Source organism: Hydrogenophaga sp. R2 (assembly GCF_049843595.1).
Lineage (GTDB): Bacteria > Pseudomonadota > Gammaproteobacteria > Burkholderiales > Burkholderiaceae_C > Hydrogenophaga.
Genome location: NZ_JBBHZN010000001.1, coordinates 356,917 through 378,044, shown reverse-complemented (window position 1 = coordinate 378,044; position 21,128 = coordinate 356,917). Strand labels below are relative to the sequence as shown.

Annotated in this window: 20 protein-coding genes and 1 riboswitch; of the genes, 18 read left to right on the top strand and 2 right to left on the bottom strand. The window is 70.8% G+C overall.

What is annotated here, in order from left to right:
* Positions 1-8 precede the first annotated feature (8 nt).
* The 4 genes from WD026_RS01850 to WD026_RS01835 are packed head-to-tail and all read left to right on the top strand — an operon-like array spanning position 9 to position 2,894.
* Complete coding sequence (locus WD026_RS01850) at positions 9-704, top strand: peptidylprolyl isomerase (RefSeq protein ID WP_425721958.1); 696 nt, start codon at positions 9-11, stop codon at positions 702-704.
* A gap of 2 nt (positions 705-706) precedes the next feature.
* Complete coding sequence (locus tag WD026_RS01845) at positions 707-1,213, top strand: peptidylprolyl isomerase (protein WP_425721957.1); 507 nt, start codon at positions 707-709, stop codon at positions 1,211-1,213.
* Between the two features lie 29 nt (positions 1,214-1,242).
* Complete coding sequence (locus tag WD026_RS01840; protein ID WP_425721956.1) at positions 1,243-2,043, top strand: UDP-2,3-diacylglucosamine diphosphatase; 801 nt, start codon at positions 1,243-1,245, stop codon at positions 2,041-2,043.
* Complete coding sequence (locus WD026_RS01835; protein ID WP_425721955.1) at positions 2,040-2,894, top strand: zinc-dependent peptidase; 855 nt, start codon at positions 2,040-2,042, stop codon at positions 2,892-2,894. The genes WD026_RS01840 and WD026_RS01835 overlap by 4 nt, the downstream gene beginning before the upstream one ends.
* Here WD026_RS01835 and WD026_RS01830 read toward each other — a convergent pair.
* Together WD026_RS01830 and WD026_RS01825 are read right to left on the bottom strand one after the other, a co-directional pair.
* Positions 2,884-5,508, bottom strand: coding sequence for a DUF349 domain-containing protein (locus WD026_RS01830; protein ID WP_425721954.1), 2,625 nt, complete (start codon positions 5,506-5,508; stop codon positions 2,884-2,886). The genes WD026_RS01835 and WD026_RS01830 overlap by 11 nt on opposite strands.
* 84 nt (positions 5,509-5,592) lie before the next feature.
* The gene (locus WD026_RS01825) at positions 5,593-9,363 is read right to left on the bottom strand and encodes a DUF748 domain-containing protein (protein WP_425721953.1); all 3,771 of its coding nucleotides are present in this window, start codon (positions 9,361-9,363) and stop codon (positions 5,593-5,595) included.
* Between the two features lie 694 nt (positions 9,364-10,057).
* Here WD026_RS01825 and WD026_RS01820 point away from each other — a divergent pair.
* The 14 genes from WD026_RS01820 to tolA all read left to right on the top strand — a co-directional run bounded on the left by WD026_RS01820 (position 10,058) and on the right by tolA (position 21,123).
* Positions 10,058-10,948 (top strand): transglycosylase SLT domain-containing protein, encoded by an 891-nt coding sequence (locus WD026_RS01820; RefSeq protein ID WP_425721952.1) that lies wholly within the window; start codon positions 10,058-10,060, stop codon positions 10,946-10,948.
* Between the two features lie 32 nt (positions 10,949-10,980).
* Positions 10,981-11,125, top strand: a riboswitch (ZMP/ZTP riboswitch).
* Between the two features lie 51 nt (positions 11,126-11,176).
* A complete protein-coding gene (glyA, locus tag WD026_RS01815; RefSeq protein WP_425721951.1) occupies positions 11,177-12,421 on the top strand; it encodes a serine hydroxymethyltransferase in 1,245 nt (414 codons plus the stop codon).
* A 115-nt stretch (positions 12,422-12,536) separates the two neighbouring features.
* Positions 12,537-12,986, top strand: a complete 450-nt coding sequence (nrdR, locus tag WD026_RS01810) for a transcriptional regulator NrdR (protein WP_086120290.1) — start codon at positions 12,537-12,539, stop codon at positions 12,984-12,986.
* 4 nt (positions 12,987-12,990) lie between these two features.
* Complete coding sequence (ribD, locus tag WD026_RS01805; RefSeq protein WP_425721950.1) at positions 12,991-14,115, top strand: bifunctional diaminohydroxyphosphoribosylaminopyrimidine deaminase/5-amino-6-(5-phosphoribosylamino)uracil reductase RibD; 1,125 nt, start codon at positions 12,991-12,993, stop codon at positions 14,113-14,115.
* Between the two features lie 109 nt (positions 14,116-14,224).
* A complete protein-coding gene (locus WD026_RS01800) occupies positions 14,225-14,554 on the top strand; it encodes a pilus assembly FimT family protein (protein WP_425721949.1) in 330 nt (109 codons plus the stop codon).
* A 53-nt stretch (positions 14,555-14,607) separates the two neighbouring features.
* Positions 14,608-15,252: a riboflavin synthase gene (locus tag WD026_RS01795; RefSeq protein WP_425721948.1), complete on the top strand. Its 645-nt coding sequence runs from the start codon at positions 14,608-14,610 to the stop codon at positions 15,250-15,252.
* Positions 15,249-16,382, top strand: a complete 1,134-nt coding sequence (ribBA, locus tag WD026_RS01790; RefSeq protein ID WP_425721947.1) for a bifunctional 3,4-dihydroxy-2-butanone-4-phosphate synthase/GTP cyclohydrolase II — start codon at positions 15,249-15,251, stop codon at positions 16,380-16,382. Before WD026_RS01795 ends, ribBA begins: the two co-directional genes overlap by 4 nt.
* A 19-nt stretch (positions 16,383-16,401) precedes the next feature.
* Positions 16,402-16,866, top strand: a complete 465-nt coding sequence (gene ribH / locus WD026_RS01785) for a 6,7-dimethyl-8-ribityllumazine synthase (RefSeq protein WP_425721946.1) — start codon at positions 16,402-16,404, stop codon at positions 16,864-16,866.
* A 3-nt stretch (positions 16,867-16,869) separates the two neighbouring features.
* Positions 16,870-17,373, top strand: a complete 504-nt coding sequence (gene nusB, locus WD026_RS01780; RefSeq protein WP_425721945.1) for a transcription antitermination factor NusB — start codon at positions 16,870-16,872, stop codon at positions 17,371-17,373.
* Between the two features lie 10 nt (positions 17,374-17,383).
* Positions 17,384-18,604, top strand: a complete 1,221-nt coding sequence (locus tag WD026_RS01775) for a pyridoxal phosphate-dependent aminotransferase (protein ID WP_425723183.1) — start codon at positions 17,384-17,386, stop codon at positions 18,602-18,604.
* Positions 18,601-19,050, top strand: coding sequence for a tol-pal system-associated acyl-CoA thioesterase (ybgC, locus tag WD026_RS01770; RefSeq protein ID WP_425721944.1), 450 nt, complete (start codon positions 18,601-18,603; stop codon positions 19,048-19,050). The genes WD026_RS01775 and ybgC overlap by 4 nt, the downstream gene beginning before the upstream one ends.
* Positions 19,051-19,081: 31 nt before the next feature.
* Positions 19,082-19,780, top strand: coding sequence for a protein TolQ (gene tolQ, locus WD026_RS01765; RefSeq protein WP_425721943.1), 699 nt, complete (start codon positions 19,082-19,084; stop codon positions 19,778-19,780).
* 1 nt (position 19,781) lies between these two features.
* Positions 19,782-20,234: an ExbD/TolR family protein gene (locus tag WD026_RS01760; RefSeq protein ID WP_425721942.1), complete on the top strand. Its 453-nt coding sequence runs from the start codon at positions 19,782-19,784 to the stop codon at positions 20,232-20,234.
* Positions 20,235-20,265: 31 nt separating this feature from the next.
* Positions 20,266-21,123, top strand: a complete 858-nt coding sequence (tolA, locus tag WD026_RS01755; protein WP_425721941.1) for a cell envelope integrity protein TolA — start codon at positions 20,266-20,268, stop codon at positions 21,121-21,123.
* The last annotated feature ends 5 nt before the right edge of the window (positions 21,124-21,128 follow it).

Here is a 21,128-nt window from a genome sequence, read left to right as displayed (position 1 = left end):
TCGCACCCATGTCCACCCTCCTCCTCACCCGCCGCCGGCTCCAGCGCGTCCTGGCCACTGCCCTGCTGCTGCCCGCATTCGCCCTGCCCGCCCTGGCCCAGGACAAGGCACCCCGCGTCAAGCTGGCCACCAGCCAGGGCGACATCGTGCTGGAGCTCTACCCCGACAAGGCACCGCGCACGGTCGAGAACTTCCTGCAGTACGTGCGCGACGGCCACTACGACGGCACGGTGTTCCACCGCGTCATCAGCAACTTCATGATCCAGGGCGGCGGGTTCGACGCCAGGCTGCAGCAGAAGCCCACGCGCCCACCGGTGCCGCACGAAGGCCAGGAAGCCCTGGCCAAGGGTGGCCCGCGCAACGTGACCGGCACCATCGCGATGGCCCGCACCAACGATCCGCAGTCGGCCACCGCGCAGTTCTTCATCAACGTCAAGGACAACGCCTTCCTCGACCCCACGCCCATTCCGCCGGGCGACCCGGTGCCCAAGTTCGAGTACCGCGGCCGCACCTACGAAAACGTGCCACGCGCCAACCTGCTGGGTGCGCCCGAGCTCTACGGCTACACCGTGTTCGGCCGCGTGGTCGCCGGCATGGACGTGGTCAACAAGATCAAGGACCTGCCCACCGGTGCCGCCGGCCCCTTCGGCTCGGACGTGCCCCGCACCACCGTCACCATCAACAAAGCCACCCTGGAGAAATGAACATGGCCAATCCGAAAGTTGAACTGCACATCGCCGGCATGGGCGTCATCACGCTGGAGCTCGACGCCGAAAAAGCGCCCCTGTGCACCACCAACTTCCTGTCGTACGTGAACAAGGGCCACTACAACAACACGGTGTTCCACCGCGTGATCCCCGGCTTCATGATCCAGGGCGGCGGCTTCGAGCCGGGCATGAACCAGAAGCCCACCGATGCCCCCATCAACAACGAAGCCAACAACGGCCTGAAGAACGACACCTACACCATCGCCATGGCACGCACCAGCGATCCGCACTCGGCCACGGCGCAGTTCTTCATCAACGTGGCCAACAACGGCTTCCTCAACCACACCGCGCCCAGCGCCCAGGGCTGGGGCTACGCCGTGTTCGGGAAGGTGGTCTCGGGTGCCGAGATCGTCAAGCAGATCGAGGGCGTGCCCACCGGCCGCCGTGGCTACCACGACGATGTGCCCAAGACCGACGTGGTGATCGAAAAGGCCGTGGCCCTCTGATCCCCCGCCCGGTGGTGCGCCCGACGTCGATGGATCGGCCCGAACTGCAGGCGCCGGCGGGCTGGCGCACCGTCGACATCGTTTCCGACCTGCACCTGCAGGTGGGCGATCCGGCCACCCACCGGGCCTGGCAGAGTTACCTGGCCCGGGCCGAGCGGGCCGATGCCCTGTTCATCCTGGGCGACTTCTTCGAGGTCTGGGTCGGCGACGACCTGATCACCGCCCCGGCGGACGGCACCGACACCGCCGACCGGGCCTTCTGGCGCCAGTGCGCCACCGAGCTGCGGGCCTTCGCGCAGCGCACCCCCACCTTCTTCATCAGCGGCAACCGCGATTTCCTGCTGGGCACCGCCGGTCTGGCGGCCTGCGGGCTGATCGGCCTGAACGACCCCACGGTACTGGTGTTCGGCGGCCGGCGCTGGCTGCTCAGCCATGGCGATGCGCTGTGCCTGGCCGACACCGACTACATGGCCTTCCGGACCGAGGTGCGCAGCCCCGCGTGGCAACAGGCCTTCCTGGCCCGCCCGCTGGCCGAGCGCGAAGCCACGGCACGCCAGCTGCGCGCGCAGAGCGAGGCCCGCAAGCGCAGCCTGGGCACCGACCCGGCGCTGTGGGCCGATGTGGATGCCGATGCCGCGCGCCAGTGGCTGCAGCAGGGCCGTGCCGAGGTGCTGGTGCACGGACACACCCACCGCCCGGGCGAGCACGACCTGGGCCAGGGCCTGCGGCGCGTGGTGCTGTCCGACTGGGACGCCGCCGCCACGCCACCCCGGGCCGAGGTGCTGCGCATCGGCAGCACCGGCTGGGAGCGCCAGCGCATCTGCCCATGAGCCTGCTGCAGCGCTGGGCCCGGCGCTGGCGCCGCCCGCCCGACATTCCCCATGCACTCTGGCACTCGGTGCTGGCCACCCTGCCCTTTGCAGCGGAGCGCAGCGCGGCCGAACACGAGCGCCTGCGTGGCCTGTGCGCGCACTTTCTGGCCGAGAAGGAGTTCCATGGCGCACACGGGCTGGCGGTGACCGACGCCATGGCCCTGTCGATCGCGGTGCAGGCCTGCCTGCCGCTGCTGCACATGGGCTTGCCCGACGGCCGCGTGCCGCGCCAGCCTGCCGATCTGCTGGACTGGTACGCCGACTTCGTGGGCATCGTGGTGCAGCCCGGCGCGGTGCTGGCCCGGCGCGAGGTGAAGGACGCCACCGGCGTGGTGCACCAGTACACCGAGACCCTGGCCGGCGAGGCCATGGACGGTGGCCCGCTGATGCTGAGCTGGGAAGACGTGGCCGCCGCCGGCGAAGGCGCGGCACACGGCCACAACGTGGTCATCCACGAGTTCGTGCACAAGATCGACATGCACGACATCGCCCTGGGCGAACAGCCCGGTGGCAGCCCGCCCCTGCCCCGGGGTTTTCTGGGCCATGCCCGGCCCGCCGACGCAAAGGCCCACTGGCAGCGGGTGATGAAGTCGGCCTTCGACCGCTTCACCGAAGCGGTGAGCCTGGCCGAGCGGTTCGGCGGCGAGCCGCCCTGGCTGGACGACTATGCCGCCACCAGCCCGGCCGAGTTCTTTGCGGTGACCTGCGAGGCCTACTTCGTCAACCGCGATCGTTTTGCGACCGAGTTTCCGGAGCTGATGCCGCTCTACGACGGCCTGTTCCGGGTCAGCTCCAGCGTCAACGCTTGAGCAGGGCCTTGAGCACCGTCTGAAGGCGGCGCGCGGCGGCACCGTCGTGCGCGCTGGCCAGCACGGCCGCCACGTCCTTGGCCCAGGTCTCGGCCGGGGCCGGTGCGTTGCGGCGCGTGAGCAGGGTGAGCTGCAGCAGGCGGCGGTCGCTCAGGTGTTCGGCCGGGGTGGGCACCTCGGCCGCCATTTCCAGGCGCAGCAGGGTTTCGCCGGACAGCGCGGCCGGGCTCTGGCCCAGCGCGGCCACCCAGGCGGCACGGTCGCCGGCCGACACGGCCTTGCCCAGGGTCTGGGCGCTCGGCAGGGCCGAGGCGTCGCGCGACTGCCAGGCCTGCAGGATCTGGGTCAGCACCTCGCCGTGGGCCTGCTCGGCCAGACGGCGCAGCGCCATCTGCGCGGCATCCTGGGCCTGGCGCTGGGCGCGGAAGGCGGCATCGCCCAGGCGCGGTCCGCGCGGGGCGCGGTCGTCGCGGTCGAAGCGGCCGGGGCGCGCATCGCGGAAGCCGTCGCGGCCACCCTCACGTCCGCCATCACGGCGTCCATCGCGCCGGTCGTCCCGACGCCCTTGCGGGGCGGCCGGTGCGTCGCTGCGGCGCGCGCCGGGTCGGTCGTCGCCGCGCATGGCCACGAGCTTGCGCGGGGGCGCTGCCGGGGCGGCGGGAGCAGCAGCCTCGCCGTCGGCGGGCGCGGCGGCATCGGCCACCTCAGCGGCAGCAGCAGCGGGGGCAGCCACCGGTGCCGGTGCCTCGTCGGCCGGGGCAGCCAGTGCGGCGTCCAGCGCGGCCATGGCGGCGCGGATGGCCTGGGCATCGCCCGAGGCGCTGGCAGCCTCCAGGGCACGCGAGGCGTCCAGCACGCGCTGGTCGTGGGCGCTCAGCGCAGCGGCCTGGGCCTGGCGGTCGCCCGACTTGCGGGCAAAGGCGGCATCGATGGGTTCGCGGAAGGCTTCCCAGAGTTTCTGTTCCTGCTTGCGCTCCAGCGGCACGGCATGGGCTTCGGCCTGCCAGCGCTGCTGCAGGGCCTTGACGGCATCCAGGCGCAGGCTGGGCGCCGCACCAAGGGCAGCGGCTTCTTCGATGAGGGCCTTGCGGCGGGCCACGCTCTCGGCCTGGGCGGCCTCCAGGCGCGCATGGGCCTCGTGCATGGCGGCCTTCCACTGGGGCTGGATCTCGGCAAAGGCCTTCTCGCTCAGGTGGCCGGCTTCGCGCCAGCGCTCGGAGAAGGCATGCAGTTCGCGGATCTGGGCTTTCCAGTCGGTGCTCTGGGCATGGTCGGTGGTCCACTGGCGCACGGCGTCGATGATGGCCATGCGCTGGCTGCGGCTGGCATCGGCCTGGGCACGCACCTGGGTCAGCCAGGCCTCGACCACCTTGTAGGCCTGGTTGCAGGCCTCGTCGAAGCGCTTCCACAGCGCATGGTTGGGCTGGCCGCCCTGATCGGTGGCCTTCCACTGTTCGCGCAGGGCGCGCAGGGTTTCCTGCATCTTGCGGCCGCCCGGGCGCTGGCCTTCGGGTGCCTGCATCAGGGCCTCGGCCTTGGCCACCAGCTCTTCGCGGATCTGGTCGGCGCGCCAGCGCTGCCAGCCTTCGAGTTCGCCGGCCTGGGCCAGCACGGCCTGCACGCGGGCCTCCAGTTCCGGGCCGATGTGGCGGCCCTGGGCCTTGAGCGTGGCGCGCAGGTCGGCGGCCGCCTTGGGCGTGGCCTTGCCATGGCCCTGGGCCACTTCGGCTTCCAGCACGGCCAGGGCTTTTTCGACCTCGGCGGCAGCGCGCTGGCGGCGCTCCTGCTGCACCTGCGGATCGACCGGGGGCTTCTCGGCACGGCGCTCGGCGGCGGCCTGCGGCTCCTCGCCGCGGGCCACCCGGATCTCGTCGGCCCACACCGGCACGGCGGGCAGGGGCGCCTGGGGGTCGGCGTCGGCCGCCACGGTCAGGGCCAGTGCGGCCTGGAAGGCGTCCCACACCAGTTGCAGCTGCTGGCGCGATGCCTCCAGCATGGGCGGGAAACGGCCTTCGACGCTGGGCCACTGGGCGTGGGTCATGAGGCCATCGATCTGCTGCTGCCACTGGGCCACGTCGGCCTGCAGGGCGGCGGCGGCGGCCTGGGCTTCGCGCCAGGGCTTGGTGGACAGCACCTCGATGCGCTGGGCGATCAGCACCGCCGCTTCACGCTCGACCTGGGCGGCGTGCTGCAGGTCTTCGATGGCCTTGACGCGTTCGGCCAGCTGCTGGCGCAGGGTGGCCAGCGGCTCGCGCGACAGCGGTGCGCCGGCGCGGGCGGCATCGCGCTGCCAGGCCAGGGCGTCGGCCAGGTTCAGGCGCGACTGCTCCAGCAGCGTGCGGGCTTTCTGGGTCCATTCCTCGGCCATCTGTTCCTGGGTCTTCTGGCGGCGGATGTCGTCCAGCCGCTCCTTGACCGGCTTGGCCGCACCGCGGTCGCGGTGGGAGAGCTCGCGGAACACTTCCTGCATCTGCTCGGCAGACGGGTCGGTGGCCAGCCATTCGCGCACGCGGGCGGTGCGCTCGCCCGAGGTGGGGGCCGAGAAGGCGCCACCGGTGAGGGTGTCGAGCGGATGGGGCGTGTTGGCAGACTTGGGCGAGGCAGGCGTGTTCACGGCAGATCGGGGCGAAGGACAGACAGAGGGAGGGCCGCGCGGGCGCGCGACCAAACGCGTATTGTCGCCGCGATCACGCAGGCATCAACGCGGCGCGAGCTGCAGTTCGGCCTGCGGCTTCCAGCCCTCGCCGGCCGCCTTGAGGCGCGGTGCGCCCAGGAACAGCCGGTCTTCGGGCACCGAACGGGTGGACAGGAAATCCTTGACCGCCACCGCGCGGGCCACGGCGAGTTCGCGCATGGCGTCCTCGTTCACTGGCACCGCGGCCATGAGCAGCTTCTCCATGTCGGCCACCGGAATGTCCTTGGCCAGGCCCACCAGGTTGCGCGGCTTGGCCACGTCGGCGCGGCGGTAGACCTCCTTGAGCAGATCGGGGTACTCCTGCGCGCTCACCGTCACCGTGGCCGGCACGGCAGCCCCGCCGCGCGCCAGCTGGCGGCGCTTCTCGGCCTGCACCTGGGCATCGAGCCGGGCCCGCTGGTAACCGGTGCGCTCGGCCTCGAGATCGCTGTGGCCCATGACGGTGAGCTGCAGCGCCGGGCGGCTGGCCAGCGCCTTGGCCACCGATTCGAGCTGGCGCTGCCCTTCGTCGGCCAGCGCGGCGGAGCCCGGCGCAAAGGCGACCTGGCTCATGTCGGGACCGTCGCTGCCGAAGGCACCGGCGATCAGCGCAAAGGGCGAGGTGATGGCCTTGCCGATGAGGTTGAGGATGACCTTGACGATGATGGGCCCGAGCCGGAACTGCGGGTCGTTGAGCGAGCCGCTGATGGGCAGGTTGATGTCGATCACGCCGTTGCGGTCGGCCAGCAGGGCCACGGCCAGCTTGACCGGCAGGTTGGGCGCGGTGCTGCCTTCGATGCGTTCACCGAAGCTGAGCTGGTTGAGCACGATCTGGTTGCTGGCGCTGAGCTGGCCGTCGGGGTCCACCCGGTAGGCCAGGTCCACGCTGAGCTTGCCGCGCTCGATGCCGTAGCCGGCGTACTTGGCGCTGTAGGGTGAGAGCGGCGGCAGCTCCAGGTCGCGCACCTTGGCCTGCACGTCGAGTGCCAGCGGCTGGGCCAGCGGGTTGATGCGGCCACCGATGTCGAGCGCGGCCGTGCCCTCGGCCCGGCCCTTGAGCGACAGATCGGCCAGCGCCAGCGGCTCCCCCGGCGAGGCCGGCCGGCTGGCAAAGGCGCTCAGCGTGCCGGTGAGCTCGCTCAGGTTGGCGGTGTAGTTGGGCCGGATGAAGCGGTCGGAGAACAGCACCCGCCCGTTGACCAGGCTGACCGGGCCGAAGCGGATGTCGGGCGCCGGGGCCGGCGCTGCCGCCGCAGTCGGGGCGGCGGTCGTGGCCGTGTCCGTGGCCGGAGTCGATGGGGCCTCGGGTGCCGGCTTGACCAGTCCACGCAGGTTGATGCGGCCTTCGGGGTCGATGACGATGCGGGCGTAGTAATCGCTGAGCACGGTCTCGGCCACGGCCAGCTGCAAGGCCTGGCCCGGCGCGGTCTGCAGGCGCACGCCGCGCACCTGGAGCGATTTCCAGGTGAGCAGCTCTTCGGCCGGCTCCACGCTGTGGGCGCGCAGGTCCTCCAGGGCGGCATCGGCCGCCAGCTGGATGCGCGGTCCGTCGGCCGTCAGTTCCAGATCGAGCTGACCGCGCAGGCTGGCATCGGCCCGCAGCAGCTCGATGGCCAGGCGGTCGCCGAAGTACGGCTCCAGCCCGTGCAGGGGCAGCCGCTCCAGCTGCAGCCGGGTGCGGGCGCGCAGGCCGGCGTCGGGCGCCGGCAGCCGCAGCTGCCCGTTGACCGAGAGGCGTCCGGCATCGGCACCCCGGTCGGCCTGGGCCAGACGGGCCTGCAGCGCCAGGGGCATGTCGGGCTGCACCGCCGCCAGCGGGGCCAGGTTCTGCAGCCGCAGGTCCAGGCCCGAGACCACCAGGTCGACCGGCCGGGCCAGGGCGCGGTCGGTCCAGCGCAGGCCGCCGCGCTCGATGCGCACCTCTCCCACCGTCACCTGCCAGGCGGGTGCGGCGGAGGCAGGGCCGGCATCGGCGGCTTTCGTCGTGTCTGGCGTGGAAGGCGTGGAAGGCGCCGCAGAGGCCTCAGAGGCCGCAGAGGCCGCCCTCGCGGGCCGCTCGCGCAGCCAGGTCTGGAACATCCAGCGGCGGTCGCCATCGCGCCCGGCCTGCACCCGGGGTTCTTCCAGACGCACGGTGCCCAGGGCCACGCGGGCAGCCGGCCAGGCGAGGTCCACATCGGTCAGCTCCAGTGCCTTCCATTGCGCCAGCGGCTGGCGGGCCGGGCCGAGCCGCAGCCCGTCCAGCGCCAGGCGGCTGGCCTTGACCCGCACGGCCATGGGCTGGCTGTTGCGGGCGGCGTCCCATTCCAGCGCCGCATCCAGGCTCAGGGCCCCGGCCACCTCAGGCACCAGCACCTGCTGCATATAAGAAGCAGCGGACGCCAGGGGCCAGCCCTGCAGCCCCAGCTGCAGGCGTGCCCGGGTGTCGCTCACCTCGCCGCGCAGATCCAGCGGCACATCGGCCAGCCGGGCACTCACCTCCAGCGGGGCCGGCGGCATGTCCGGCCAGGCCACCGCGCCCAGGCGCAGCTGCAGGTCGGAGAGGCTCAGGGCGGCTGCCGGCCGGGTGGAAGCATCCGCCCAGTCGACCCGGCTGCCCCTCAGCTCGAAGGACGCCATGCGGAACTGCCAGGGCGACGGTGCCGCGGCGGCCGGCCCGGTGGCTGGCGCAGGCGTGGACGCAGCAGCCTGTGCGGGGGCCGCAGCCGGACGGGCCGCCAGCCGCGCGACCATGCGCTGCAGGTTGGTCTGGCCGGCAGCATCGCGGGCCAGGCGCAGGTGCAGGCCGTCCAGCGCCACCGGCCCCAGGGCCACACGCCGCTCCAGGGGCTGCACCGACTCCAGGGCCACCTGCAGCCGGTCCCAGGCCAGCCAGGGGGCATCGGCCGGGGCGGCCGTTTCCGCCAGGCGCAACCCGGCCACGCCCACAGCACCGGACAGGCGCACCTGCGGCTGGGTCTTCTGTTCGAAATCGAGCGTGAGGTCGACATCCAGCACCCCGGCCAGCGGACGCACCGGCAAGGCCGAGGGCCAGTACGGCAGGTACGGCGCCAGATCGAAGTCGGGCATGCGCAGACGTGCCTGGGTGGCATGGCTGTCGGCGAACGGGGTGGTGCGGGCGGTGGAATCGAACCCGCTGCCGTTGAGCCGGAAGGCCAGGCGGGGCTGGGTCACCACGTCGCGCCGCGAGGCCAGGTTGCTCAGGAAGGGCACGCCCAGCTCGATGCCCTCCACCCGATGCACCACGCCCACCGGCCGGTCGTCCAGCGTGACCGAGCCACCCCGGATCTCCAGGTTGAACAGGGCAAACCGGGCCGGTTCGCCCGGGGGGCTGTCGGGCGGGCTGGCCTCGCGCAGGCGCTGGAGGATGTCGTCCACGCTGTACTGGCCCTCGCCCAGGTGGGCCAGGTGCACCACCGGCTGCTCGATGTGCAGCGCGTCGATCACCGGCGCCAGCCGCAGCAGCGACTGCAGTTCGGCGTCCACATGCAGGCGGGCCACGGTCAGCAGCGGCTCGGCATCGGCGGGCGCACCGGCCACCCGCAGGCCCAGCAGATCGACCTCCAGCGCCCAGGGCCGCACGGCCACCGACTGCAGCGTGACGGCACGCCCCAGCGCGGCGCTGGCCCGGGACTCGATCTGGGCCTTCAGCAGCGGCGGCAGGCCCAGCCAGCCCAGCAGCCACAGCACCAGCAGACCGGCCAGCCCCCGCACCAGCCAGCGGCGCCAGCGCACCGGGGCGTGCCAGCTGCGGTGCCAGAGGTTCGGGGCGCGGGAGGTGTCGTCGACGGTCATGTCCGGGAGTGTCGCGCAAGCCGATGAACGGCCACAACCGGGAACATCCCCGCCAGAAACAAGAAACCCCGACAGGCGCGGCCTGTCGGGGTTGACGGCGGGCAACATGCACTTGCCGTCGGTGGGGCACGGCGGGAGGGTGTGGTCCCGTCGGCCAGGGAGCAAGAGATTGCTCCCGGAGGGGTCCGGTCAGCGGCTGTACCGCTTCGGCCGGCTCATGCGTTCCGTGCCGGAACGCAGGGCCAATGTACCCCCCTCCCGCATCCGGTTCAAGGGGCATGCAGCCGATCCGTCATGGGGATTTTTTATGGGGGTCCGGCACCCCATTCGGCGATCCTGGAACCCGGTTTCAGGACGCGAAAGGTCGAGAAAAGCCGATAGACGGTCATCAAAGCGACACAGGGACCGACCCGTCGGCAGGCCGCGCCGGGCCTGGGATCGGCGCTCGAAGGGCGGAAGCAGGCCGGCTTTCATATAACTCATAAATCTATGAAATCATGTTTAAAACATTGACTCGATATGATCGCCTCCCTACCATCCGCGAACTTTGCCCTTAGGGGTAATCCCGGACCGCTGCCGCCCACCCCGGCGGAGTCGGCCCCCGGCGCACCGAAGCGCCGGACCCGATGGCGTCCCCCGTCCTACGAGACCGACATTCCCAGGAATGCCGGTCTCGCCGCGAAAGGAGCGACACATGAACAACCTGAACCGACAGACCTCGGCTTACGGCCGGCTGCTGGCCTCCAGCAAGACCGCCCTGGCCGATGCCTACCGCGGCTTCTACGACATCACGCACAACAGCCTGGCGCTGCTGGGCACCGTGCTGGCCGTGGCCGTGGTGGTGCTGGGCTTCCGCGCCGACCTGCGCGCCAGCGCCGAAGAACAGCTGCTGGGCTGGCTGCTGCAGCGCCAGGAAGCCGCTGCCACCGAGCTGGTGGTGGAAGCCGAACCCACCGCAGTGGACCGCGTGACCGCCGCCGACCTCTCGGCCCTGCCGGAACAGCAGGCCAAGGTCACGCAGTGGCTCAGCCGCAAGTACCGCGTGGCCCCGGAGCCGCTGGCCGCCCTGGTGACCGAGGCCTATGCCGTGGGCGAGAAGGCCCGGCTGGACCCGACCCTGATCCTGGCCGTGATGGCGGTGGAATCGCGCTTCAACCCCTTTGCCCAGAGCCCGGTGGGCGCCCAGGGCCTGATGCAGGTGCTGACCAAGGTCCACACCGACAAGTACGAGGATTTCGGTGGCCATCTGGCGGCCTTCGATCCGGTGTCCAACCTGCGGGTGGGTGCCCAGGTGCTGCAGGACGCGATCCGCCGTGCCGGCTCGGTCGAGGGCGGTCTTCGCCTGTACGTGGGCGCCGTGACCACCGACGGCGGCTGGTACATCGACCGGGTGCTGGCCGAACATGCACGCATCCAGGGCGTGGCCCTGGGTCGCCCGGTGCCGCGCAGCGCTCCGGCCGCTGCCGCCCAGCCCATCCCGGTCAAGCAGACCGAAGGCCAGCCGGCCCGCCCGCTGCCGGCCGCCGACATCGAGGCCGTGGTGCCGACCGGGTCTCCTTCGCCAGCGGCGGTCATCCCGTCCTGAGCCTGCGCCGGGCCTGGGGGCTCGGCTAGAATCCGCGCGTGCGCAACTGGCGATAGGCGATCACCTTTGCAGGTCGACCGCTGACGTGGCCCCCCGGCCTGCCCGGGACAACCACTGGGAAGCGCACCGCCCGGACCCGATGGTGCGTGCGATCAGCCGTTCGCCTGGGCAGCCCTTGTCAGTGCACAAGGATCCAACCCTTCACAGGACTGCCTCCTCAGGATTGCCATGTACGACCGCAACATCCTCATCGAACAAACCGACCCCGAGCTGTTTGCCGCCATCCAGGCCGAGAACGCCCGCCAGGAACACCACATCGAGCTGATCGCCAGCGAGAACTACGCCTCCCCGGCCGTCATGGCCGCCCAGGGCACCCAGCTGACCAACAAGTACGCCGAGGGCTACCCCGGCAAGCGCTACTACGGCGGCTGCGAATACGTGGACGTGGCCGAGCAACTGGCCATCGACCGCGTCAAGCAGCTCTTCGGCGCCGATGCCGCCAACGTGCAGCCGCACTGCGGCGCATCCGCCAACGAGGCCGTCTTCCTGGCCTTCCTCAAGCCCGGCGACACCATCATGGGCATGAGCCTGGCCGAAGGCGGCCACCTGACCCACGGCATGCCGCTGAACATGTCGGGCAAGTGGTTCAACGTCGTGTCCTACGGTCTGAACGCCCAGGAAGAGATCGACTACGAGGCCATGGAAGCCAAGGCCCGCGAGACCCGCCCCAAGCTGATCATTGCCGGCGCGTCGGCCTACAGCCTGCGCATCGATTTCGAGCGGTTTGCGCGCATCGCCAAGGAAGTCGGCGCCATCTTCATGGTGGACATGGCCCACTACGCCGGCCTGATCGCCGCAGGCGTCTACCCCAACCCGGTGCCGCATGCCGACGTGGTGACCTCCACCACCCACAAGAGCCTGCGTGGTCCGCGCGGCGGCATCATCCTGATGAAGGCCCAGCACGAGAAGGCCATCAACAGCGCCATCTTCCCCGGCCTGCAGGGCGGCCCGCTGATGCACGTGATCGCGGCCAAGGCCGTGGCCTTCAAGGAGGCGCTGACCCCCGAGTTCAAGGCCTACCAGCAGCAGGTGATCCGCAACGCCCAGGTGGTGGCCGAGACGCTGACCCAGCGCGGCCTGCGCATCGTGAGTGGCCGCACCGAGAGCCACGTGATGCTGGTCGACCTGCGGGCCAAGGGCATCACCGGCAAGGAAGCCGAGGCCGTGCTGGGCAGCGCCCACATGACCATCAACAAGAACGCCATCCCCAACGACCCCGAGAAGCCGATGGTCACCAGCGGCGTGCGCATCGGCACCCCGGCCATGACCACCCGCGGCTTCAAGGACGAGGAGGCCCGTGCCACCGCGCACCTGATCGCCGACGTGCTCGACAACCCGCGCGACGCGGCCAACATCGAAGCCGTGCGCGCCAAGGTGAACTCCCTGACCGCCCGCTTCCCCGTCTACAAGTGAAGAGGCCCCCACGCTCCACCGCTGCGCGGGTCGCTGCCCCCCGAGGGGGCGCGAATCCGGCTTGGGGCGGCCCGGCGCCGGATTCCATTCGCACCGCTCTGAGCGTCACTGACCGATGAAGTGCCCCTTTTGCGGCCACCTCGAAACCCAGGTCGTGGAGACCCGGGTGTCGGAGGACGCGGACTTCATCCGCCGCCGCCGCCAGTGCGGCCATTGCGAGAAACGCTTCACCACCTACGAGCGTCCTGAGGTGAGCTTTCCGGCCGTGGTCAAGAAGGACGGCCGGCGGGTGGACTATGTACCGGCCAAGCTGCGCGGCTCGTTCGCGCTGGCCCTGCGCAAGCGGCCGGTGAGCACCGAGCAGGTGGACGCGGCGATCGAGCGCATCGAGGAAAAGCTGCTCAACCTGGGCGCTCGCGAGGTACCGGCGGCCCGCCTGGGCGAGATGGTCATGCGCGAGCTCAAGAAGCTCGACAAGGTGGCGTACATCCGGTTTGCCAGCGTCTACCGCAGCTTCGAGGACATCGACGAATTCCGGGCGCTGGTCGACGAGGTCAAGCGCTGATCCCGTGTCGGACACCGACCTGATCCACCTGCAGAGCGCGCTGGATGCCAGCCGGCTCTCGCTCACCCTCTCCAACCCCAACCCGTGTGTCGGCTGCGTGCTCGCAGCACCCGATGGCCGTGTCATCGGCATCGGCCATACCCAGCAGGCCGGCGGCCCGCATGCCGAGGTCATGGCGCTGCGCGATGCAGCGGCCCGCGGCGAGCCGGTGGTGGGCGCCACGGCCCATGTCACGCTGGAACCCTGCTCCCACTTCGGTCGCACCCCGCCCTGCTGCAACGCCCTGATCGAGGCCCGCGTGGCGCGGGTGGTGGTGGCCTGCACCGACCCCAACCCGCTGGTGGCCGGCCGTGGCCTGGACCGTCTGCGCGAGGCCGGCATCACGGTCGATGTGCTGCCACCCGACCATGCCATCGCCCTGGCGGTGCGCGATCTCAACGTCGGCTTCTTCAGCCGCATGGAGCGGGGTCGGCCGTGGGTCCGCATGAAGATGGCGGCGTCGCTGGATGGCATCACGGCGCTGGACAACGGCCAGAGCCAGTGGATCACCGGCCCCGAGGCGCGCGCCGACGGCCACGCCTGGCGCGCGCGCGCCTGCGCGGTGCTGACCGGCATCGGCACCGTGGCCGAAGACAACCCCCGGCTCGATGTGCGCGAGGTGCCGGTGACGCGCCAGCCCGACCTGGTGGTGATCGACTCGCACCTGCGCACCCCGACCGATGCCCGCCTGTTCGAGACGCCCCACGGTGGCCTGCAACGGCGCATCCACCTGTTTCATGCGGTGCGCGACGCAGCGGCCGAAGCCGCACTGCAGTCGCGCGGCGCCCGGCTGCAGTGCCTGCCCGGCGACGGCGGCAAGGTGGATCTGCCCGCCATGATCGATGCGCTGGGCCGGCTGGAGATCAACGAGCTGCACGTGGAAGCCGGCTACAAGCTCAATGGCTCGCTGCTGCGCGCCGGGCTGGTGGACGAGCTGCTGGTGTACCTGGCGCCCCGCCTGCTCGGACAAGGCTCGGGGCTGGCCCACCTGGGGGCGCTGGAGCGCCTGGCCGATGGCGTGAACCTGCGCTGGATCGACACGGTGCCGGTGGGCGATGACCTCCGTCTGCGGGCCCAAGTGGTCCGCTGATCTCACCTGCGCCGAATAACACCCGAGCATTCATCCGCCTGTCGATGGGTCTCATGCATCCATCGAAATGGATACTTTGTAGTTAATACGCGCACCTACAGTGGCGGGCATGAAACAGCCCACCACCCCGCTCCGTTTCGCCTGCGCCCGAGGACTCTCGCTCATCGAGACCATGGTGGCTGTTGCCATCCTGGGCAGTATGGTGGCCATGGCAGCCCCCAGCTTCGCCCGCATCGGCGAGCGCTACCGGGTCAGCGGGGTGCAGTCCGATCTGGAAGCCACCCTGCATGCCGCGCGGGTCGAAGCCGTCACCCCGTCGGGACGGCAGGCGGCCGATGCCTGCGGCACCTTCTGGCTCGACCACACCGGCGCACGCAGCCAGGTGCAGGTGGTCGGGCAGGCGGTGCCCGCCAGCGCCGACGAATGCTGGAGCCGCTGAGCCTGCGGCCCTGATCCGGGCAGGGGGGTCACAAACCCTGCGAAAATACCCGGATGTTTACCGGCATCATCACCGGCGTGGGGCGTATCGCCGACCTCCACGCGCTGGGCAGTTCTTTGGACCACGGCAAGCGACTGAGCATCGAGGCGCCCGCGGGCTACCTGGATGACGTCGGTCTGGGCGACAGCATCGCGCTCAACGGCGCCTGCATGACGGTCACCTCGCTGGACCTGGCCACCCGGCGCTTCACCATCGACATATCGGCCGAATCCCTGGCCCGCACCACCGGTCTGGGCCAGGCCGGCACCCCGGTCAATCTGGAAAAGGCGCTGCGCCCGCAGGACCGGCTGGGCGGGCACATCGTCTCCGGGCATGTGGACGGCATCGGCCGGGTCACGCACTTCGGCCAAGTGGGCGAGAGCTGGGAGCTGCGGGTGATGGCCCCGCCCGAGCTGGGCAGGTACCTGGCCTACAAGGGCTCGATCACGGTCAACGGCGTGAGCCTGACCGTCAACCGGGTAGCCGACAGCGCAGCAGGCTGCGAGTTCAGCATCAACCTCATCCCGCACACGGTGGAGAACACCACCCTGGGCACCCTGGCGGCCGGATCGGCCGTCAACCTCGAGATCGACACCGTGGCCCGCTATGTGGAGCGCATGCTCGCGGCCGGCGCCACCTTCACCAAGGACCCCGCATGAACGCCCCCCAGACGCTGGCACCCGTGGCCATTTCCCCGGTCGAGGACATCGTGGCCGACATGAAGGCCGGCCGCATGGTGATCCTGGTGGACGAGGAAGACCGCGAGAACGAAGGCGATCTGGTGCTCGCCGCCGACCATGTGACGCCGGAAGCCATCAACTTCATGGCCCGCTTCGGCCGGGGCCTGATCTGCCTGACCCTCACCCGTGAACGCTGCGAGCGCCTCAAGCTGCCGCCCATGGTGCCGCGCAACGGCACCAAGATGGGCACGGCCTTCACCGTGTCGATCGAGGCCGCCGAGGGCGTGACCACCGGCATCTCGGCCGCCGACCGTGCGCGCACCGTGCAGGTGGCCGTGGCCCCCAATGCGCAGGCGACCGATCTGGTGCAGCCCGGTCACATCTTCCCGCTGCAGGCGGTGGAAGGCGGCGTGCTCATGCGCGCCGGCCACACCGAAGCCGGCTGCGACCTGGCGGCCATGGCCGGCTGCTCGCCGTCGGCCGTCATCTGCGAGATCATGAAGGACGACGGCACCATGGCCCGTCTGCCCGACCTGCAGCTCTTTGCCGCCGAGCACGGCCTGAAGATCGGCACCATCGCCGACCTGATCGAGCACCGCAGCCGCACCGAGTCGCTGGTGCAGAAGCTGGGCAGCCGCCCGCTCAACACCGCCTTCGGTGAATTCACCGCCCATGCCTTCCGCGATCAGCCCAGCGGTGCCCTGCACCTCGCTCTGGTCAAGGGCACATGGCAGGCGCAGGACGAAGTGCCGGTGCGGGTGCACGAGCCGCTGTCGGTGCTGGACGCACTCGAAGTGGGCCGCTCCATGCACAGCTGGAGCCTGGAGGCCAGCCTGCGCCACCTGCAGGACACCGGCCGGGGCGTGGCGGTGCTGCTCAATTGCGGCGAGGACGCCACCCAGCTGCTGGCCCAGTTCGAAGGCACGGCCCGCTCGGCCCAGGCGCCGGAGCGCGGCCGCATGGATCTGCGCACCTACGGCGTGGGCGCGCAGATCCTGCGCGAATGCGGCGTGCAGCGCATGCGCCTGATGGGCAACCCCCGCCGCATGCCCAGCATGACGGGCTACGGACTGGAAATCACCGGCTTCATCGGCCGCAACAACACCTGACCCCCAAGGACACCATCCCATGTTCGGAGCAGACAAAGGCAACGCAGGCCCGCTGGACGGCCGCAAACTCCGCATCGGCATCGTGCAGGCGCGCTGGAACGAGGGCGTGACCGATGCCCTGTTCAAGGCCTGCCATGCCGAGCTGATCGCCCTGGGCGTGCCGGAAAAAAGCATCGCCCACGTGAAGGTGCCCGGCGCGCTGGAAGTGCCGGTGGCCCTGCAGGCCATGGCCGAAAGCGACGACTTCGACGCCCTCATCGCCCTGGGCTGCATCATCCGCGGCGAGACCTACCACTTCGAGCTGGTGGCCAACGAGTCCGGCGCCGGCGTCACGCGCGTCTCGCTGGACTACCGGCTGCCGATCGCCAACGCCATCCTGACCGTCGAGAACGACGAACAGGCCCGCGCCCGCCAGACCGACAAGGGCGTCGACGCCGCCCGTGTGGCGGTGGAAATGGCCCACGTCATCGACTCCATCGGCTGATCCATGAACACCCCTGACTCCGACAAGAACGCGGCCCGCACCGGCGCGCCCCGCAAGGCCTCCGACAAGTCGGCCCGCACCCGCGCCCGCGAGTTCGCGCTGCAGGCCCTCTACCAGCACCTGGTGGGCCGCAACGACGCCGCCGACATCGACGCCTTCACCCGCGATCTGGCCGGCTTCCACAAAGCCGACAGCGTGCACTTCGATGCCCTGGTGCATGGCTGCATCGAACAGGCCGCCGCGCTCGACGCACTCATCACGCCGCGCCTGGACCGGTCGCTGGCCGAGATCTCGCCCATCGAGCACGGCGTGCTGTGGATCGGCGCCTACGAATTCCAGCACTGCCCCGATGTGCCCTGGCGCGTGGTGCTCAACGAGTGCATCGAACTGGCCAAGGCCTTCGGCGGCACCGACGGCCACAAGTTCGTCAACGGCGTGCTGCACCCGCTGGCAGCCCAGCTGCGACCGGTGGAGGTGGCGGCCCAGCCCACCCCCCGGGCCCGTTGACGCCATGGCCCTGAAGATCGCCGGGCGTGCGACCCGGATCGAACCGTTTTACGTGATGGAGCTGGCCAAGGCTGCGGCGCGGCAGGCCGCGCAGGCGGACCCGGGCAGCCGGCCCATGATCTACCTCAACATCGGCGAGCCGGACTTCACCGCGCCACCGCTGGTGCAGGAGGCCGCCACCCGCGCCATCGCCGATGGCCGCAGCCAGTACACCCAGGCCCTGGGCCTGCCGGCGCTGCGCGAGGCCATCTCCGGCTGGTACGCCAGCCGCTTCGGGGTGGATGTGGACCCGGGCCGCATCGTCATCACCGCCGGTGCATCGGCCGCGCTGCAGCTGGCCTGCCTGGCCCTGATCGATGCCGGCGACGAGGTGCTCATGCCGGACCCGAGCTACCCCTGCAACCGGCAGTTCGTGCAGGCCGCCGAGGGGCGTGCGGTCATGATCCCCGCCGGCCCCGAGCAGCGCTTCCAGCTGAGCGCCGAGCAGGTCCGCCAGCACTGGGGTGCGGCCACCCGCGGCGTGCTGCTGGCCTCGCCCTCCAACCCCACCGGCACCTCGATTGCCCGCCAGACGCTGTCCGACATCGCCGCCCATGTGCGCGAGCGCGGCGGCGTGACCCTGGTGGACGAGATCTACCTCGGCCTGAGCCACGACCCGGCGTACGGCCACACCGCCCTGGGCCTGCCCGACGGCCTGGGCGACCAGGTGATCAGCATCAACAGCTTCAGCAAGTACTTCAACATGACCGGCTGGCGCCTGGGCTGGCTGGTGCTGCCCACCGAGCTGGTGCCGGTGGTGGAGCGCATCGCGCAGAACCTGTTCATCTGCGCCAGCACCATCGCCCAGCATGCGGCCCTGGCCTGCTTCCACCCGGACAGCCTGGCCGAGTACGAGCGCCGGCGTGCGGCCTTCAAGGCCCGGCGCGATTACTTCATTCCGCAGCTGAACCGCCTGGGGCTGACGGTGCCGGTCATGCCCGACGGCGCCTTCTATGCCTGGTCCGACGTGACCGATCTGTGCGGGCGCTGGGACATTCCCATGACCGGCCACGGCGACCACCCCGGCGGCAGCTGGGCACTGGCTTTCGAGCTGATGCAGCGCTGCCAGCTGGCCACCACGCCGGGGCGGGATTTCGGGTCGGCCGACCCGGGCCGCTACCTGCGCTTCTCCACCGCCAACTCGATGGAGCAGCTGCAGGAAGCCGTGGCCCGGCTGGAGGCCGCCCTGTGAGCCAGGCCCCGGCCGCCCTGGCACAGGCCGCCTTCCGGTGGCCGGTGCGGGTGTACTGGGAAGACACCGATGCCGGCGGCATCGTGTTCTATGCCAACTACCTCAAGTTCTTCGAGCGGGCGCGCACCGAATGGCTGCGCTCGCTGGGCATCGAGCAGCAGCGCCTGCGCGAGACCAGCGGCGGCATGTTCGTGGTGAGTGCCACCGAGCTGCAGTACCACCGTCCTGCCCGGCTGGATGATTTGCTCACGGTTACAGCCTCGGCCCGGGAAACCGGCCGGGCGTCGCTCACAATCGCGCAGACCGCCTGGCGGCTGCCGGCAGGCGGCGACAGCGCTGCGGAACTGCTGTGCGAAGGCAGCATCCGTATCGGCTGGGTCGACGCCACCTCCCTGCGACCCGCCCGCATGCCGCCCGCCGTGCTGCAGGCCCTGGCGGCGCCCTGAAACCTTCCGGCGATTTTTTCCTCCGACGCACATGACCCCAGATCTTTCCATCGTCCAGCTCATGCTCAATGCGAGCTGGGTTGTCCAGGCCGTGGTGCTGCTGCTGATCCTGATGTCGGTCATCAGCTGGGCCGCCATCTTCCGCAAGCTGGCCACCCTCAAGCAGGTGCGCGCCAAGAACGAGGACTTCGAGCGCGAGTTCTGGTCCGGCACCAGCCTGAACGACCTGTATGCGGCCGCCACCCAGAACGCCCGCCAGGGCGGCCCGATGGAGCGCATCTTTGCCAGCGGCATGCGCGAGTACCAGAAACTGCGCGAGCGCCGCATCACCGACAACGGCGCCCTGCTCGACGGCGCCCGCCGAGCCATGCGCGCGAGCTTCCAGCGCGAACTGGACGTGCTGGAGTCCAACCTGAGCTTCCTGGGCACGGTGGGTTCGGTGGCGCCCTATGTGGGCCTGTTCGGCACGGTGTGGGGCATCATGCATGCGTTCACCGGCCTGGCCGCCCTGGCCCAGGTGACGCTGGCCACCGTGGCGCCGGGCATCGCCGAGGCGCTGGTGGCCACCGCCATCGGCCTGTTTGCCGCCATCCCGGCGGTGGTGGGCTACAACCGTTTTGCCCACGACATCGACCGGGTGGCCAACGGCATGGAGACCTTCATGGAAGAGTTCTCCAACATCCTGCAGCGCAACCTGGGCACCCAGACGGGCACCCCTTCGGGTCACTGACATGGCCAAGCTCGCCGCCCGCGGCCGGGGCCGCCGCACCATCAACGAGATCAACATGGTGCCCTTCATCGACGTGATGCTGGTGCTGCTGATCATCTTCATGGTGACCGCCCCCCTCATCACGCCGAGCCAGATCGCCCTGCCCAGCGTGGGCCAGGCCGCGCGCCAGCCCGACCGCTTCGTGCAGGTGGTGATCGACAAGGACGAGCAGCTGCAGGTGCGCGACGGCAACCAGGGCGGCGACTCGCCCCCGGTGCCCATGGGCCAGCTGGTGGCCCGCGTGAAGCAGCTGCAGGCCACCGACCCGGCCTCCGGCGAAGCGCCGCAAGGCGGCGTGCCGGTCATCATCAGCGCCGACAAGTCGGTCAAGTACGAAGCCGTGGTGCGGGTCATGGACACCCTGCAGCGCGCCGGCATCGCCCGCGTGGGGCTGGCGGTGCAGACCAGCCGCTGACCCCGCAGTCTCTGAACCTGTCCCTGTCGTCATGCCCTCGACAAGCACCTTCGCCCACAGCACGCTGGACCGCAGCAGCCTGGCGCCGCCGCGCGCCGACCGCTGGGGTCCGCCGGTGGCCAAGGCCGTGGTGGTGCATGGCCTGCTCATCATCGCCCTGACCTGGGGGGTGCAATGGAACAAGGACGTGGAGCTGGCCACGGTGGAAGCCGAGCTGTGGTCGCGCGTGCCGCAGCAGGCCGCACCGCGGGCGGTGGAACCGCCACCTCCCCCGCCGGCCCCCCCGGCACCGCAGCCCCGGCCTGAGCCGCGTCCCGCGCCGCCGCCCCCGGGCCCGACCGAGGCCGAGATCGCCACCGCCAAGGCCCGCGAGAAGGCCGAGGCCGACAAGCGCGAGGCCGAGCGCCGTGCCGCCGAAAAGCGGGAGGCCGAACGCAAGGCCGCCGCCGAGAAGGAACGCCAGCAGAAACTGGCCGAGGACAAGAAACGCGCCGAAGCCGAAAAGCGCGAAGCCCAGCTCAAGGAACAGCTGCGCCAGGACCAGCTGCGCCGCATGATGGGACAGGCCGGCGCCACCGGTGGCCCGCAGAGCAGCGGCACCGCACAGCAGTCCAGCGGCCCCACGCCGGGCTATGGCGCCAAGGTGGCCGCGCGCATCAAGCCCAACGTGGTCTTCACCGATGTGGCGCCGGGCAACCCGCGCGCCGAGGTGGAGGTGCGAACCCTGCCCGACGGCACCATCACCGGCCGCAAGCTCATCAAGAGCAGCGGCAACGCCGCCTGGGACGAAGCCGTGCTGCGCGCCATCGACCGCACCGGCAGCCTGCCCCGCGACACCGACGGCCGCGTGCCGCCGTCCCTGGTGATCGGCCTGCGCCCGCTCGACTGAGCGGG

Excerpts from the sequence above, each read along its gene's own strand:
- ribBA (WP_425721947.1), top strand. The coding sequence starts at position 15,249 with ATGAACGCCCCCCAGACGCTGGCACCCGTGGCCATTTCCCCGGTCGAG.
- tolA (WP_425721941.1), top strand. The coding sequence starts at position 20,266 with ATGCCCTCGACAAGCACCTTCGCCCACAGCACGCTGGACCGCAGCAGC.
- nrdR (WP_086120290.1), top strand. The coding sequence starts at position 12,537 with ATGAAGTGCCCCTTTTGCGGCCACCTCGAAACCCAGGTCGTGGAGACC.
- WD026_RS01800 (WP_425721949.1), top strand. The coding sequence starts at position 14,225 with ATGAAACAGCCCACCACCCCGCTCCGTTTCGCCTGCGCCCGAGGACTC.
- WD026_RS01825 (WP_425721953.1), bottom strand. The coding sequence starts at position 9,363 with ATGACCGTCGACGACACCTCCCGCGCCCCGAACCTCTGGCACCGCAGC.
- tolQ (WP_425721943.1), top strand. The coding sequence starts at position 19,082 with ATGACCCCAGATCTTTCCATCGTCCAGCTCATGCTCAATGCGAGCTGG.
- glyA (WP_425721951.1), top strand. The coding sequence starts at position 11,177 with ATGTACGACCGCAACATCCTCATCGAACAAACCGACCCCGAGCTGTTT.
- WD026_RS01835 (WP_425721955.1), top strand. The coding sequence starts at position 2,040 with ATGAGCCTGCTGCAGCGCTGGGCCCGGCGCTGGCGCCGCCCGCCCGAC.
- WD026_RS01760 (WP_425721942.1), top strand. The coding sequence starts at position 19,782 with ATGGCCAAGCTCGCCGCCCGCGGCCGGGGCCGCCGCACCATCAACGAG.
- WD026_RS01795 (WP_425721948.1), top strand. The coding sequence starts at position 14,608 with ATGTTTACCGGCATCATCACCGGCGTGGGGCGTATCGCCGACCTCCAC.
- WD026_RS01845 (WP_425721957.1), top strand. The coding sequence starts at position 707 with ATGGCCAATCCGAAAGTTGAACTGCACATCGCCGGCATGGGCGTCATC.
- WD026_RS01850 (WP_425721958.1), top strand. The coding sequence starts at position 9 with ATGTCCACCCTCCTCCTCACCCGCCGCCGGCTCCAGCGCGTCCTGGCC.
- WD026_RS01820 (WP_425721952.1), top strand. The coding sequence starts at position 10,058 with ATGAACAACCTGAACCGACAGACCTCGGCTTACGGCCGGCTGCTGGCC.
- nusB (WP_425721945.1), top strand. The coding sequence starts at position 16,870 with ATGAACACCCCTGACTCCGACAAGAACGCGGCCCGCACCGGCGCGCCC.
- WD026_RS01840 (WP_425721956.1), top strand. The coding sequence starts at position 1,243 with ATGGATCGGCCCGAACTGCAGGCGCCGGCGGGCTGGCGCACCGTCGAC.
- ribH (WP_425721946.1), top strand. The coding sequence starts at position 16,402 with ATGTTCGGAGCAGACAAAGGCAACGCAGGCCCGCTGGACGGCCGCAAA.